We start from the raw sequence: 16,428 nt of genomic DNA on the forward strand, positions 1-16,428 counted from the left end.
GCGATACTATGCAGAAAAAAGAGCATTCACTCTGCTTCACAGGACATAGAAGCGAAAAGCTGCCAAAAACGGCAGAACAACTGGAAATATTGAAATTAAGACTGTGGGAGGAAATCGACAAAGCAATCGAAAACGGCATTGACACATTCTACTTCGGGGGTTGCTATGGCTTCGATTTGATGTGCGCAGATGTTGTGGCAAAGCGAAAACGAGTAATCAAAATGAGCGATCCCAAAATCATTAAGCTAATTGCAGTAGTTCCATTTGAGGAACAGGCTGTACGCTGGAAAGAATCAGACAGAGAAATCTATTATGATACCCTCCCCCAGTGCGATGAAGTCATCACATTAAATACTCATTACAAGCAAGGCTGCTACCACGAAAGAAACCGATATATGGTGGACAGGTGCAGCAAAATGATTGCTTACTATGACGGTGGAAGCGGTAGAACAGCATACACAATAAACTATGCAAAAACAAATGGTTTGGAAATTACAAATCTATATGAATGATAACGGTTAGAGTCACTTCGTAATGAGGTGGCTCTTTTCTTATACCTAAAATCAGAATGGAGGAATGAAAATGAACATTAGATGTAGATTATTATTTTAAAATAGTGCACTTTATAAAATTAAAATAGGTGAGTGTCAAATTGAGGTAGTATTCCTTGCAATAAATAAAATAGCATTTACCCTAAGCCATTTTCATGCTTTGGAGAACAAATGCGATAAATCCCGGGGGTTTGGGGGCAGAGCCACCAAGAATTAATGCTGTTGTTAAAGTGATAATTTTCACATTAAAATATAATGGGACTAAATGGTAAAATGAGAAAATTTCCTAGATTAAAATGAGAATCGACAATTAGAATTAAAACCGCAAATGATCTGACAGGTCTTGAATTACCTTGCAGAGAAGAAAAAATTGCAGAGTTTTGCAAGAACCTTGACATCGCAAATAATTCTAAAACAGAGGTCACAGTAGACTACGTGTATCTGAATGACCGTGCCAATGCACTGCTGTCAGGAAAAACCTATAACCTTGACAAGTTAAACTACCTTGCCAAAAGGTTGGACAGCTTTGACAAAAGCGAATTAACCACTTTTTATGCCGTAGCCTACAGCGAAAAAACGGAAAACATCGACAGGCTCATTAAGCGGTGTGACATGGTCCGCCCTGAAAAACGGTCTGCCCGCGGAGCTTTCCGAGCTGACAGACGGTACCCTTGACAAAAACGGCGGCAAGGTGAAATTCACACAGACCGGCAGCATCACCCTGATTGCCACGGCCAAAAACAGCCGGGACGTTACGGTGACCCATGAGCTGACCATCAGCATCTATCCGGTGGTGACGGCAGCATTCACGCTGCCCGAAGCCACCCATACCGATAAATCCGTAGCCGTGGAGCTTTCCACTGAAAATCTCGGCTCCAATGCGGTGGTGTGGTCCCTTGAAAAGGACGGCACCGCATTGGATATGGAAACGGCTCTCTCCGGTGAGTTGACCGCTACCGGCGGAACGGTGCTGTTCAAGGAAAAGGGCAGTTATACGCTGACAGCCTCTATTACAGATGAGCTGGGCAAGGTTATCACCGCGCAGGATAGTATCACGGTCTACCCTGTGGCGGAGGTCAAGCTCACTCTCCCGGCCGTTTCTCATACGGACAAAAGCATTACCCTCAAAACAGAAACAAAAGAAACGGACGGACTTGCGCTTTCCTATACCCTGACCCGAAACGGCGAGCCTGCCGAAACGGGCGCCCTTATTGAGGGGACGGTCTCCGACGGCAGCATTCGGTTCAAGGAAAAGGGCGTGTATATGCTGACCGCATCTGTCACCGACGCCACCGGCCGAGTGTTTGCCGGTACCGCCAATATCACCGTCTACCCGGTAGGCTCCGCGGGCTTCTATCTACCGGAAATTTTCCACACCGACAACACCGTGATGGTAGAGGCAGTGTTCGGGGAAATCGGCAGCCATACCGCCAAATGGACGATGCTCCGTGATGGAAAGGAAGTATCCCTCACCGATGCGGCGGGGGGTACGCTGGGCAACAGCGGCGGTGAACTGCAGTTTCATGCCAAGGGCAGCTATGTTCTGAAAGCGGAATTTACCGACGACGGCGGCAGAACCTACCGCTATGAGCAGGGCTTTAAGGTGTATCCCGTGCCTGCCGTCCGCTACAGTCTGCCGGAATATGTCCACACCGATACGGATATTACGGTCAAAACCGAAACATCCGATCTGGACGGTCTCACTGTCGAATGGCTGGTGGACAACACCTACGGGTTTCAGGACTGGCCGACTTATGTGGACGGAACACTTACAAACGACGGCGGCACAATCCGCTTCAAACGAGCCGGTGTCTATGAAGTGACAGCCAGAGTTACCGATGAAACCGGCCGTGTATTCCTGTACGAAAGCCATGATAAATGCGAGGTTCTGCCTGTGCTGACCATCGGTTTTGAGCTTCCCGAATTTGCCTATACCGACACCGCCCTCGACCTCAGAACCCACGGCAACAATCAGGTGCTGCCGGTGGAGTGGTCTGTGACAAAGGACGGCAAGGTTCTTCCGCTCTCGGAGGCTTTCAGCGGAGGACTCAACGCACAGGGCGGCAAAATTACTTTCAAAGATGACGGCGAGTATGTTCTCACCGCCACCATGACGGATTACCTGAAACGCAGCTATTTCCACAGCGAAAGCATCCGCATCCTGCCGGTGGTGCAATATGCATTTACCATGCCGCAGACCGTTCACTACTGGCGGCTTACTTGTACTTATGTTTATAATGATCGAAATGTTGAATAAACGTGTAGATGCAAAAAGCCAAACGAAAACAGGTTCCGAAAGTACCTTTGGGCTTTGAATGAGCATAGATTATTCATCAAAAAATACAAACGATATATGAGTAGGATTTTGAGGGTAGAGCCAGTTCCATTGGTTCTGCCCTTGTCTGCATGATGCTGGAAAATTTTGCATATAATAAGACATACCATATAAGTATTGAGGGGGACTGGATTTAAAAACACTTCTCAAAACAGCTCAATTTTAAAAAATGCCAAAAAAAATTAAATTTAAAAAGGAAGGGGTGGATGCCATATTATTTAGTAGGAATGCCGTAGGATGACTTCAAAAGGAACAATTCTGAAGGTGCATATTTGTAAAGTTTTCACAAAGATCTTTTTGTTATTGCCAATTAATTGACTTTTTTGTTAAGGGGGGTTATAATTAATTAAACTTTTTAAAGTTCTTTGGTAAAAGTTTTTTAATAACATTTCATTTCATTTTCATTAGGAGGGTAAGGTATGAAAAAAATTTTAGCAATGTTATTATCGGCAACATTAATCTTTTCACTTGCAGCTTGCGGTGGCGGCAAAACAGATGCAGGTGCAGGCGCAGACAATGCAGACAGCGCTGATGTAGTTAAAATCGGTGTTAGTATGCCAACACAAAGTTTGCAAAGATGGAATCAGGACGGTAGCAACATGAAGGCTTCTCTGGAGGATGCAGGATATGCGGTTGACTTGCAGTATGCTGGTGACAACGATATTCCTACTCAGGTTTCTCAGATTGAAAACATGATTTCCGGCGGGTGCAAAGTTCTTGTTATTGCAGCAATTGATGGCTCTTCTTTAACAGAAGTATTAAAGGGTGCAAAAGATGCAGGAATCCCCGTTATTGCTTATGATCGTTTGATTATGAACTCTGATGCAGTAAGTTACTATGCAACATTTGACAACTACAAAGTAGGTACATTGCAAGGTACATATATCAAAGATGCTTTGGATTTAGACAATCAGGCAGGGCCTTTCAACATCGAATTGGTTACAGGCGCACCTGATGACAACAACGTAAACTTCTTCTTCGGTGGTGCTATGGATGTATTAAATCCTTACATTGAATCCGGCAAATTGGTTGTAAAATCCGGACAAACAGAAAAAGCACAGGTTGCAACTCCTAACTGGAGCACAGAAGAATCTCAGAAGCGTTTTGAAAACATTATTACTTCCGTTGGTTATGATCCTAGTGGTGTGAAGCTTGATGCAGTTCTTTGCTCCAATGACTCTACCGCAATTGGTGTAACAAATGCGCTTGTAGGCGCAGGCTATGCAGCAGAGAATTTCCCCGTTATCACAGGACAGGATTGTGATAAACCAGCAGTGAAAAATATGATTGCTGGCCTTCAGAGTATGTCTGTATTCAAGGATACAAGAACATTGGCAAGTAAGGTTGTTGCAATGGTTGATGCTATCGTAAAAGGCTCCGAACCTGAAATCAACGACACACAAACATATGACAATGGCACTGGTATTATTCCTTCTTACCTCTGCGATCCTGTATTTGCAAATATTGACAATTACAAAGAGCTTCTTATCGATAGTGGATACTACGCAGAAGCTGATTTGAAATAATCGGATTCATTTGCAGGTGGGTTCACATATGTGGATCTGCCTGCATTTTTTATAAAAAGAAGGTCATGTTCAATGGGGTTAATAAATATAGCAGTAGTCTAACCTGAATTTAATTGGTTAGAAAAAACTTCACAGCTGGAGGGATTACGATGGCTGAATTTATTTTAGAAATGCAAAATATTATTAAGGAATTTCCAGGTGTAAAAGCCCTTGATGATGTTAATTTGCAAGTGGAAAAAGGAGAAATTCACGCACTGGTTGGCGAAAATGGTGCCGGGAAATCCACATTAATGAACGTATTAAGCGGAATTTATCCTTATGGTACCTATCAAGGAAATATTTTTTATAGTGGCGAGGAATGTAAATTCAAAACCATAAAAGATAGTGAGCACAAAGGAATTGTAATTATTCATCAAGAATTGGCTCTTGTACCTTATCTTTCTATTGCAGAAAATATTTTTTTAGGAAATGAACAAGGTTCTATGTTTAATATTGATTGGAATACTACCCACGATAAAGCAAAAAAGTATTTGGACATGGTGGGTTTAAAAGAAAAAACAACAACCTTGATTAAAGACATTGGCGTAGGAAAACAACAGCTTGTAGAAATTGCAAAAGCGCTTTCTAAAGATGTAAAGCTTTTAATATTAGATGAGCCTACAGCATCATTAAACGAAAATGATAGTTTGAAACTTTTGGAATTATTACTTAAATTAAGAGAAGAAAAAGGAATTACAAGTATTATTATTTCCCATAAATTAAACGAAATTTCTTATGTTTCAGATAAAATAACCATAATTCGAGATGGTTCTACCATTGAAACCTTAGTAAAAGGCGTAGATGATTTTAGCGAGCCTAGAATTATTAAAGGCATGGTTGGCCGTGAGCTTGAGGATCGCTTCCCAAAAAGAGAAAAATACATAGGTGATTTATCCTTGGAAGTTAAGAACTGGACAGTCTATCACCCTGTGGAACCAGATAGAATTGTTTGCAACGATATTAGTTTGAACGTTCATAAAGGCGAAATTGTCGGGATTAGTGGCTTGATGGGCGCAGGAAGAACAGAGTTTGCCATGAGCATTTTCGGAAAAAGCTATGGCGGGAAGACGAAAGGCAGCATTACTATGAACGGGAAAGAAATACATATAAAAAATGTAAAGGATGCAATTAACAATAAAATTGCCTATGTAACAGAAGATAGAAAAGGAAACGGCCTTATCTTAGAAAATAGTATTAAAATCAATACAACATTAACGAAAATGGATAAGATTAGCCATAGAGGCGTCATTGATACAGATAAAGAGCTGCAGGTCGCAAAAGAATTTAAAGAAAAATTAAATACAAAATGTCCTAATGTTGAAATTAATGTGGGCAATCTTTCTGGTGGAAATCAGCAAAAGGTGCTTCTAAGTAAATGGATTTTTGCAGACCCGGAAGTATTAATTATGGATGAACCAACAAGGGGTATTGACGTTGGTGCGAAATACGAAATTTATCGTATTATGAATCAGCTTGTAGCCGAAGGAAAATCAATCATTATGATTAGTTCAGAATTATCCGAAATTTTGGGTATGTGCGATAGAGTGTATATTATGAATGAAGGTAGATTAGTTGGTGAAATGGATATCGCAGATGCCAGCCAGGAAGCAATCATGTCTAGAATTTTACAAAGCAGCAAAGAAGAAAAGGAGAGTGCATCATGACTAGGGTGAAGGACTTTATCAAGAAAAACACCATGTTTCTTGCTTTAATATTCGTAATGATATTATTTCAAGTGTTAATTACTTCTGCAAACAAAGGCTCCTTATTTGCACCTACGAATATTACTAATTTAATTAATCAAAATAGTTATGTATTAATTTTAGCAACAGGTATGCTCCTTTGTATTTTAACCGGCGGTAATATCGATCTTTCTGTTGGTTCTGTTGTTGCCTTGGTGGGGGCCATTGCCGGAAAATTAATCGTTGTTATGGGCATGAATGTTTATCTTTCAATTTTTATTTGTTTATTAACGGGTATTGCCATTGGTGCAATTCATGGATATATGATTGCCTATATCAGAATACCGCCCTTTATTGTTACACTGGCAGGTATGATGCTTTGGAGAGGCGTTGCACTTTTAATATTGGATGGTTTGACGATTTCGCCGTTTCCAGATAATTATTTGTTTATGTTCACCAGTTATTTGCCTTTAAACCCAGATGGCAAAGGCGTTATTCTTGCCACAACATTAATTGTAGGAGGTATTCTTTGTCTTGTGTATTTAGCAATGGAAATCCTAAATCGCACCAAGAAGATTCGTAAGGGCTATGATGTAAATACAGCAATAGCGGCCTATGGCAAAGTTGGCGTAATCTGTCTTGCGGTTTTGGTTTTATCCTATCTTTTGGGGAAGAATAAAGGTATTCCTTTTGTTTTAATCATTGTGCTTATTATTGTTGCTATTTATTCTTACTTTACTGCAAAAACAGTACCCGGAAGAACGCTTTATGCCATTGGGGGGAATGAAAAAGCAGCAAAGCTTTCCGGTATTAATACGAACCGCTCCTTATTTATGGCTTATACCAATATGTCTTTCTTAGCAGCTGTTGCCGCATTGGTTTGTATTGCTCGTTTTAACTCCGCAGCCCCAAGTGCCGGTACAAACTATGAATTAGATGCCATTGGTGCATGCTTCATTGGTGGTGCTTCGGCTTACGGCGGTACAGGTACAGTTGGCGGAGCTGTTGTTGGTGCTATATTTATGGGTGTATTGAATAATGGGATGTCTATTTTAGGGATTGATGCAAACTGGCAAAAGGTTGTAAAAGGCTTGGTTTTGATTATTGCTGTATTAGTAGACGTTTTGAACAAAAGACGCGCAAAATCTTCATAATTAGGAGGATGCCATGAGATTTTTATTGGGAATTGACTTAGGTACATCGGGAACAAAAACTGTATTGTTTGATGAATTCGGAAAAGCGGTAGCAGCCCATACTGTGGAGTACCCAATGTATCAACCAAAAAATGGATATGCCGAACAGGATCCATTGGATTGGTGGAACGCCGCTTGTGTAACTGCCAAAAAAGTTGTGGAGGATTCCGGTGTTTTGCCATCTCAAATTGTTGGGATTGGGATTTCCGGTCAAATGCATGGTATTGTTATGCTTGATGAAGCTGGTAATGTGCTGCGAAATAGTATCATTTGGTGTGATGGCAGAACAGAAAAGCAATGTCAGGAAATTACAGAAACAATCGGCAGAAAGCGTTTGATTGAACTTACTGCAAATCCTGCTTTGACTGGTTTTTCCCTTGGAAAAATTCTTTGGGTAAGAGAAAATGAACCTGAAATTTATAAAAAATGTGCCCATATACTGTTGCCTAAGGACTATATTCGATACTGCTTGACAGGGGAGCTTGCTACAGAAGTGAGTGATGCTTCAGGCATGAATTTATTGGATATTCGTACGAGAGATTGGTGCGATGAAATTATCGAAAAACTCAACTTAGATAGGACTATGTTGCCAAAGGTTTATGAAAGTGCAGATGTTGTTGGTTATGTAACACCCGAAGCTGCGAAAAAAACTGGCTTGACGGAAGGGATTCCTGTGGTTGGTGGTGCAGGAGACAACGCAGCGGCAGCCGTTGGTGTGGGTGTTGTGAAAAACGGCACAGCATTTACAACCATTGGCACTTCCGGCGTAATATTTGCCCATACGGATAAAATGATGCTTGATCCCGAAGGTCGTGTGCACACATTTTGTGCCGCAGTAAAGGGGGAATATACAGTCATGAGCTGTACCCTTGCAGCAGGGCTTTCCTTGAAATGGGTAAGAGATACCTTTTGCACAAGTGAAATAGAGGTTGCCAAAGGTTTGGATACCGACCCGTATAATATTATGACTGCTATGGCAGAACGTGTGCCCATCGGCTCTGAGCGTTTGCTGTTTCTTCCCTATTTAATGGGAGAAAGAAGTCCGATTTTAGACAGTAAGGCAAGAGGTGCTTTTATCGGCTTATCTGGAATTCATGGAAAAAAAGAAATGATTCGTTCTGTATTGGAAGGTGTTATATATTCCCAAAAGCATTGCTTAGAGGTATTGACCGAAATGGAAGTTTTGCCAAAGGAAATGCTTGCTTGCGGCGGCGGCGGCAGAAGCCCTTTTTGGCGGCAGATGATGGCGGATCTGTTTGGTTTTCCTGTGAATACGGTTTCTAACCAGGAAGGCCCCGCACTTGGTGCTGCATTATTGGCAGGTGTTGGCGCCGGAGTATACAAAAGTATAGAAGAAGCCTGTGAAAAAGCAATTGTGTATAATGAACCACAACCGCCAATGCAAGAAAACACAGATCAATATCTTAAATTTTACGAGATTTACAAAAAACTATATGATAATTTGAAGGATTCCTTTGAAAGTCTTTCTTCATTGTAATAGGAGGAGGAATTATGAAGATTTATAGTGTTTTCGACAAAGAATTTGCACCCTATGGAAAAATACTTGAAAATTATGATACAACAAAATTATTAGAAGTATTAAAAGAAAAAACACCGTTGCACCAAGGTGTGGTTTATGAACCCTCCGTAGACTTTTTGGAGGAATTGGAGATTGCAAAAATCATTGCCGATAATGTTTTTGGAGGTATGCCAATTCAAATGGGCTATTGCAATGGCTTTAACCAACAGTTAAATTGCTTGGAGTATCATAGGGATAGCGAAATCAACTTTGGAACAAAGGATTTTATCCTTTTGCTTGCAAAAGAAGAGGAGATTGATAACGGAAAGCTGGACACGAAAAGAGTTAAGGCTTTTCACTGTCCTGGGGGTGTATTGGCTGAGGTATACGCAACCACCCTACATTATGCACCCTGTTGCACAGCAGAAAATGAAGGCTTCCAGGTGCTTGTTGTTTTGCCGAAGGGAACAAATACTGAAAAGCCGGAAATTACAGCCTATAATTTTGAAGACAGTCTTTTATGGGCAAGAAATAAATGGCTGTTGGCTCATGCCGAGAGCAACGAGGCAAAGCAGGGCGCTTATGTAGGGCTTGTTGGAGATAATATTGATTTAAGTAAAGAAAGTAAGTAAAGAGAGGGATTAAATATGAAAAATATTCCGGAAGTTAAGGTTGGTATGATTGCTGTTAGTCGTGATTGCTTCCCGATGACGCTTTCCGAAAGAAGACGGGCGGCAGTTGTGAAAGCATACACAGAGAAATATGGCGAAATTTATGAAAGCAAGGTTTGTGTAGAGAATGAGAAACATATGCTACAGGCGTTGGAGGATGTTAACGCTGCCGGTTGCAATGCGCTGGTTGTATATCTTGGGAATTTTGGACCTGAAACGGCGGAAACACTGTTGGCAAAATATTTTAACGGCCCAACAATGTTTATTGCAGCGGCCGAAGAAGCAGGCGATAAACTCCTTGACGACCGTGGAGATGCTTACTGCGGTATGTTAAACGCAAGCTATAATTTGAAATTAAGAGAAATTCGGGCATATATTCCTTCTTACCCCGTTGGTACAGACAAGGAATGTGCAGATATGATTGCGGAATTTGTGCCGTTGGCAAAAGCAGTCATTGCCTTAAAGGATTTGAAAATCATCAGCTTTGGTCCAAGACCACAGGATTTCTTGGCTTGCAACGCCCCTATCAAGCGTTTATACGACTTAGGTGTTGAAATTGAAGAAAATTCTGAGTTAGACTTGTTTGAAGCTTTTCATAAGCACGCCAACGATCCAAGAATTCCTGATGTTGTAAAAGAAATGGAACAAGAGCTTGGCTCAGGTAATAAAAAGCCAGGAATTTTAAATCAGCTTGCCCAATATGAATTAACTTTAAAGGATTGGGTAGAAGAGCATAAAGGTTCAAGAAAATATGCTGTTGTCGCAGGGAAATGCTGGCCTGCATTCCAAACACAATTTGGCTTTGTGCCTTGCTATGTGAATGGCAGATTGGCAAAGCAGGGGATACCTGTTTCCTGTGAAGTTGATATCTTTGGAGCTTTAAGTGAATATATCGGTACCGTAGTTAGCCAAGATACAGTAACCCTTCTTGACATTAATAATACTGTACCTTATGATATGTTTCAGACGGATATTTACGGTAAATTTGATTATACCCATAAAGATACTTTCATGGGCTTCCATTGTGGAAATACGGCGGCAGAAAAGCTCTCTTTCTGTGAAATGAAATATCAAAAGATTATGGCTCGTTCATTGCCGGAAGAAGTAACGCAGGGCACGTTGGAGGGCGATATTATACCGGGGGATATTACTTTTTTCCGTTTGCAAAGCACTGCGGATACTAAATTAAGAGCATATATCGCCGAAGGTGAGGTATTGCCTGTGCCCACACGTTCTTTTGGTTCCATTGGTGTGTTTGCAATACCCGAAATGGGCAGATTTTATCGTCATGTATTGATTGAAAAGAACTATCCCCATCATGGTGCAGTTGCTTTCGGTCATTTTGGCAAGGTTTTATATGAATTATTCCGTTATCTGGGGATTGATGCGGATGAAATTAATTTTAATCAGCCGAAGGGGATGCTTTATAAAGGCGAAAATCCTTTTGTGTAAGTTATTGTTCTTGAATTTATAGGGATAAGCTAAAAACAATCCGGTGGGCTTTTTGAAAAATTTTACTGCCGCCGGATTGATTTATTTTGAAAATGAAAAAAATTAGTTTTATGTTATACTAGATAAAAGCCCGACTGGGAACGCATTTTATTGTTTATTGCAAAAGAGATATTTTGGAGGAATTGGTATGGTAACACTACAAAACGAAATAAGCGAACAACGCAGAAATAATAGAAAAAGGGTTTACGACAGCCTTTATTTTTCAGATGCGCCAAAAACAAAAAAAGAATTGGCAACGGAATTGGGCTTAAGCCTTCCTACCATCACTCAGAATTTGTCTGAATTATTCAAAGCGAATTTAGTTTGCAGTTTTCAAGGTGAACAATATACCGGAGGCAGAAAAGCCGCAGTTCTTGATATTATTTCAGATGCCTACTATTCTATAGGGATTGCTATCGCAGAAGTTAATATAAGAATGATAATTACAGATTTAAGGCTGAATGAGATTGGATACAAAAAAATAAAATATCATGTGAATTCCTTCGAAAAAGAAATGGGTGGTCTTGTTGCAAAAGAATTAAAGGCATTTATTCGATCAAGCGGAATTGATGCCACGAAAATTTTGGGCGTTGGAATTGCCATTCCAGGGCTTCTTGATAAAGAAAACAAAATGATTTTATTTGCTCCAACGCTGAAGGTAAGAAATATTTCCTATGATTTTTTCCAGTCTGAAATTCCATACCCTGTTTTTGTTGAAAACGATGGTACGGCAGGGGGGATGGCTGAATATTTTTCTAATCACGAGCAAAAGAATATGGCATATTTCTTATTAGAAAACGGTGTTGGCGGTGCAGTTGTTATTAATGGTCAATCATATTTAGGTGATAATGTTTGCAGTGGGGAATTCGGACACATTTGTGTAGAGCCTAGAGGTCTGGAATGCAGCTGCGGTAAAACAGGCTGTTTAGAACCTTATTGCAGTGCAAGAAGATTTAGTGATGATCTTGGAATTAATCTTGAGGATTTTTTCGATGGCGTTAAAAAAGGGAACGAGCTTTATCGTAGTATGTGGGAAGACATGCTAAAGCATTTAGCAATCGGTATTCATAACACTCGCATTGTACTTGACTGTGACGTTGTGTTGGGCGGATTTATGGTGCAATATATTGAGCCTTATATGAATGACCTAAAACAATATGTAATGAAGTGCAATTTTATTGGTGAAGATGCAGATTATATTCGGTTGTGTAATTTTGGGAATAAATCTGTTTGCATGGGCATGGCGTTACATTTTGTGCAGGAGCTTATGAATAGATTTTGATGTTTAAAAAGGAAATAGAAAACAATTAAGAGAAATTGTTAAAAAAGGACTTATTCATAGAAAGTAGTTTGACAATGACACATTGTAGGTATAAAGATATAGTTAAAAAATCCGAACGTAGGAAGGACGTTTTTTCCTTTAAAAAGGGTTATAAATGAGATGAAGAATCTTATGAGATTTTTAAATTATATAATTGTACTGCATTGCAATTAAAAAAGAAATCAAACTAAAGCCGCGTAGTTCAATGAGGGAGTGAATTATGCGGCTCTTCTGTTGTTTTTTCTTTTAAAACAATAACAGGTAATTTGTCTACCACTGAAAGATTATAATTTTTTGCAGTAAGAAGAAAAATAACCTAATTTAAAGTTGAATCGGTTTGTTTCGGAGCAGTGGAGGGGGAGTATATTTTTGCTGTATTTAATTTCCGGTAAAGACGGATTGATATAAATGCTGTAATAATAGGAGCTATCATACTAGCAGCGGGAGGCATTTAAATTACATTGATTCCCAAAAGGTTTGGTATAATTTAAATGACCGGTATAAAGCAATAGCATGTCTGCATATGTCAAGAAAATAGTCATTTCATGCTTTCTGATACAGGAAAAAAAGATGGATATATAGTGTTGAACGCAAATCGCATAGCAGATAAGGTGCTTTTGTGAATGCTTTTTGATCGATATTGATGAATTCTTTACCATCTTTTGTGAATTGAGAACTATGGGGGTTGGAATAAAATTATTACAAATATTATTTCAAGCTTTGTTTGTATATCACTTTTTGTGGCTTAAAAGGGGCACCAAAAGCAGAATAGCTATTCAGAGTATCTTTTGTTACAACCTCTTTTGAGTACAGCGTAAACCCCAAAGGCAATAAATGATTGCAAAATAAACTTCAAAAAAATTATGTTGAACTGTTCAATATGACATGTTAAAAACAGCTCATTTTTAATAAAAAACTTTCAAAATCCACAAATTTCATTTTTATTCATTTAGAAATATTGTGTAATTTGAAATAAAGTATTATTATTAGTATATAATCAAAAAATTGGATTGTTTTTTTTCATACAGAGGGAATGCTTGATTTTTTGTTGGCTGAACTGTGGCAAAGGAAAATTTAGGATGTTTAGAAAGTACCGCCCCGTTAGGATTTATATCAGCGGATTACTTTTTTTAATCAGAGTTCATGTGTTTATCAAAAGTAACTGATTACAGATGCAGGATTTTTTCATAATAAGATTAAATTAAACAGCACAATAAGGGGTGTATCGGTAAATTAAAAGCAGATATTGAGAGGTGGGGCTTGGAAATGAACATACTTGGAAAAGCAGTTAAGCATAAAACTTTTGGTGATGGAACAATTCAAAAGCTGGAGAAAAATCATATTATAATTTCTTTTTCCGTTGGAAATAAGACATTTGTTTTCCCCGATGCATTTTTTTCGTTTCTTACAACTACAGACGAAGAGCTTAACTTCTTAGTGGGAGAATTGCTTGAAGAAAGACAGAAACAGAAATTACTTGCCCACGAGAAGAAAGTGAAGGAGTTGCAACAGAAGGCATTGTTTCGCTCAATTGCACCTGCTGCAAAGGCCAAAACGAGAAAGGGAAAGCGCGCAAATGTTGCTTTTAAGTGCAATTTTTGCGATGGTGGGAAATCCAAGGAACAGATAGGTTTTTATGGTGTTTGCAGCGACAAGATGATTTACAATAATATTAAAATTGAGAACCGAACTTGGTGTAACGCTGAGGATTGCCCTTGTTTGGAATATTTAAAAGGCGAAATCACTCGTGAAAAATTAGATTCTTACTGCCAAGATAATGGCATTGTTTGTTATGAAAGCCAAATGCTAAAAGATTGGAAAGCCTTTGCCGGTGTTGTACAAAATGGAAAACGTAAGGGCAAGGCAATGAAGCTTCAACAAGTGCAAAAAAACAGCCTTTGTGTGCTGACTACAAGAACACCCGGAACGGGCGAAAACGAAAGATTTATTTTTGCTTTGTTTTTGGTGGATGATATTTATGAGGGGGATGAGCAAGAAGAAGGTTATGTAAGCACAACTTCAAAATATAAGATTAAATTGTCGCCTCAGGAAGCAAAAAAAATGCTGTTTTGGAATTATCATTCAAACGGAAACAAACCTAAAAATCCTGCATGGAGCTCTGGGTTACATAGATATTTTACGGATGAGGAGGCAGTACAAATTTTAAAGGCAGTGGTTGAAATAAAAAAAGAAACCGCCGATTCTTATTTGGCAGTTGATTTTTTGGAATATTACTGCGGAATTAACGGAATAGCTGGGAATACCGTGGGCGAGGCAAGGGGAGCTTTAAAAAGATAGATGTATCTTGCTTTAAGGGGATATGCTAATGTGGGAAGTGGAATTTAGTCTTTTTAACTGCTTTGTAATTTATGCATTAATAAAAAACAGTTTTAAAATCATAGAGAAAAAAGTGATAGGTATTGGTAGAAAAAACAAAAGGCTAAATTTTAGTGCTGGGGAAGAAAGAAATGATTTGGGCGAAGATAAGTGGAATAGGAGATTTTAAGCGAATCAGTCTGTTTTCATCTTTTCTAACACAAGTAAAATGAAGTTTGCAATGGAAAGATTAGAAAGGTTGGTATAAGGGAATATGAAAAGCAGCTCAAATATATTCAAAGAAAAAATAAGGAATTTCTATATACGTGCAAGCAGATGCATGTTGATGGGAGTTTTATGCGTTACAGTGACAGCAGCCGGCCTTTTTTTAGGCTCAGCAGAGGGAAAAAGTACCGATGTACTTTCCATGCAGCAGCAAGAGTCAAAAATAGTTGCACTATTGGGCGATCTTAATGAACATGCGCCCGATAGTGTGAAAAACAAATTAAGGCAGCTTATAAATGATGCAGAGTCGCGTATTGCTGAAAGAGAATCAAAAGGGGATTATAGGATAACGCGTGAGGAAGTAAAGCTTTGGAAAGCAATTACGGACTTACTTGATAAGGAAACCATAAGGCAATATGGTGTATATTATTACAAAAATTTAGGCTTTACGGTGGGAAGCGGGCAACAGCAAATGGATTATGGAATGGAAACTATGGAGAATTTGAAGAAAGAAATATCAACGCAAGATTGGAACAGTCTTAATAAAATTCGAAATGACTATTTTGCTGCTGAGGAAAATGGTACACAAAATAGTACTGTAAATGCTGAATTTAAAATGAGAGAGATATTAAAGAATTATAGGGCGTTGGATGCAGATGCAATCATTCTAAATACATTGAGTGATAAAAATCAGCAAACCTTGGGAATGTTTATTATAACCCCGGAACACGAGGCGGTATATCAAGATGGAGCCGAAAATGGTTTGAACAGGCTAGAAGCAGAAGAACAGGAGGCTTTACACCAGATTTGGGAAGAAACAACAGCTATTTTACCAAAAGAAATGTTTACAAACTTCAAATATTTTGTGGTTGCAGGAGATGGGGAATATGGAGTTTTAGCATATGTCACCAAATTGGGTTCTGAAAACGAAGTTTGGAGCATGGCTGTGGATTGGGCAGATATTAAGGATGATGGTTTTTATCCATATACGGTAGTGCATGAAATGGCTCACTACATTACACTGAATGACAACCAATTAAAATATGATAAGGGGAGTGGCTATCCTATTGATAGGTATACGGAGTGGATGTGTGTAGCAAAGGAGGATTCATATATTCAAGCCTATTATAATTTATTCTGGAGAGATATTATCATCGATTGGTATGTCAATCCTGAAAATCCATATTTCTTTTTCCGACATCAATCTGAGTTTGTATCAAGCTATGCATCAACAGACTGCGCAGAGGATATGGCTGAAAGCTTTGCGGCATATGTGCTGTTAGAAAAAGCATCGACACCCGAAGCGCAGGCAAAATTGGACTTTTTTGATAGTTATCCGGAACTTAAGGCCATAAAAACCGATATTTTAAATAATATCAAGGAGAACGATGTTTATGTAAGTCCAACAATTGCAATGGAAAATACAACGGAGGTTAAAAAGGAAGAATTGGATGGCTTTGTAAATGTATTAGTGGGAATCACAGAAATTTTATGCAAATAACGTTAAGAACCACGAAAAGGTAAAAGTTGAAATGGCTGGTTAACCTTGTTATGAATTA

12 protein-coding genes are annotated in these 16,428 nt (G+C 39.1%); all 12 read left to right on the forward strand.

Annotation, left to right across the window (positions count from 1 at the left end):
* The first annotated feature begins 8 nt into the window (after positions 1–8).
* Positions 9–512, forward strand: coding sequence for an SLOG family protein (locus CLNEO_RS07430; protein WP_066086747.1), 504 nt, complete (start codon positions 9–11; stop codon positions 510–512).
* 646 nt (positions 513–1,158) lie between these two features.
* Positions 1,159–2,808, forward strand: coding sequence for a hypothetical protein (locus CLNEO_RS07435; protein WP_330382575.1), 1,650 nt, complete (start codon positions 1,159–1,161; stop codon positions 2,806–2,808).
* A gap of 497 nt (positions 2,809–3,305) precedes the next feature.
* Positions 3,306–4,412: a multiple monosaccharide ABC transporter substrate-binding protein gene (gene chvE / locus CLNEO_RS07440; RefSeq protein ID WP_066086750.1), complete on the forward strand. Its 1,107-nt coding sequence runs from the start codon at positions 3,306–3,308 to the stop codon at positions 4,410–4,412.
* Between the two features lie 149 nt (positions 4,413–4,561).
* Positions 4,562–6,115: a multiple monosaccharide ABC transporter ATP-binding protein gene (gene mmsA / locus CLNEO_RS07445; protein WP_066086752.1), complete on the forward strand. Its 1,554-nt coding sequence runs from the start codon at positions 4,562–4,564 to the stop codon at positions 6,113–6,115.
* The gene (mmsB, locus tag CLNEO_RS07450; protein WP_066086755.1) at positions 6,112–7,287 is read left to right on the forward strand and encodes a multiple monosaccharide ABC transporter permease; all 1,176 of its coding nucleotides are present in this window, start codon (positions 6,112–6,114) and stop codon (positions 7,285–7,287) included. Before mmsA ends, mmsB begins: the two co-directional genes overlap by 4 nt.
* Positions 7,288–7,300: 13 nt before the next feature.
* The gene (gene xylB, locus CLNEO_RS07455; protein WP_066086758.1) at positions 7,301–8,824 is read left to right on the forward strand and encodes a xylulokinase; all 1,524 of its coding nucleotides are present in this window, start codon (positions 7,301–7,303) and stop codon (positions 8,822–8,824) included.
* A gap of 14 nt (positions 8,825–8,838) precedes the next feature.
* A complete protein-coding gene (locus tag CLNEO_RS07460) occupies positions 8,839–9,477 on the forward strand; it encodes a DUF4867 family protein (protein WP_066086761.1) in 639 nt (212 codons plus the stop codon).
* A gap of 15 nt (positions 9,478–9,492) precedes the next feature.
* Positions 9,493–10,968 (forward strand): L-fucose/L-arabinose isomerase family protein, encoded by a 1,476-nt coding sequence (locus tag CLNEO_RS07465; RefSeq protein ID WP_066086764.1) that lies wholly within the window; start codon positions 9,493–9,495, stop codon positions 10,966–10,968.
* 187 nt (positions 10,969–11,155) lie between these two features.
* Positions 11,156–12,289: an ROK family transcriptional regulator gene (locus CLNEO_RS07470; protein WP_066086769.1), complete on the forward strand. Its 1,134-nt coding sequence runs from the start codon at positions 11,156–11,158 to the stop codon at positions 12,287–12,289.
* 1,305 nt (positions 12,290–13,594) lie between these two features.
* Entirely contained in the window at positions 13,595–14,626 is a 1,032-nt protein-coding gene (locus CLNEO_RS15375; protein ID WP_083531908.1) for a hypothetical protein, read from the forward strand.
* A gap of 28 nt (positions 14,627–14,654) precedes the next feature.
* Positions 14,655–14,834 carry a hypothetical protein gene (locus CLNEO_RS07480; RefSeq protein ID WP_066086772.1) on the forward strand — a complete coding sequence of 60 codons (180 nt, stop codon included), beginning with the start codon at positions 14,655–14,657 and terminating at the stop codon, positions 14,832–14,834.
* Between the two features lie 156 nt (positions 14,835–14,990).
* Positions 14,991–16,370, forward strand: a complete 1,380-nt coding sequence (locus CLNEO_RS07485) for a hypothetical protein (protein WP_157723505.1) — start codon at positions 14,991–14,993, stop codon at positions 16,368–16,370.
* The last annotated feature ends 58 nt before the right edge of the window (positions 16,371–16,428 follow it).

Origin of the sequence: Anaerotignum neopropionicum (assembly GCF_001571775.1) — a bacterium.
In the GTDB taxonomy this organism is placed as follows: Bacteria; Bacillota; Clostridia; order Lachnospirales; family Anaerotignaceae; genus Chakrabartyella; species Chakrabartyella neopropionicum.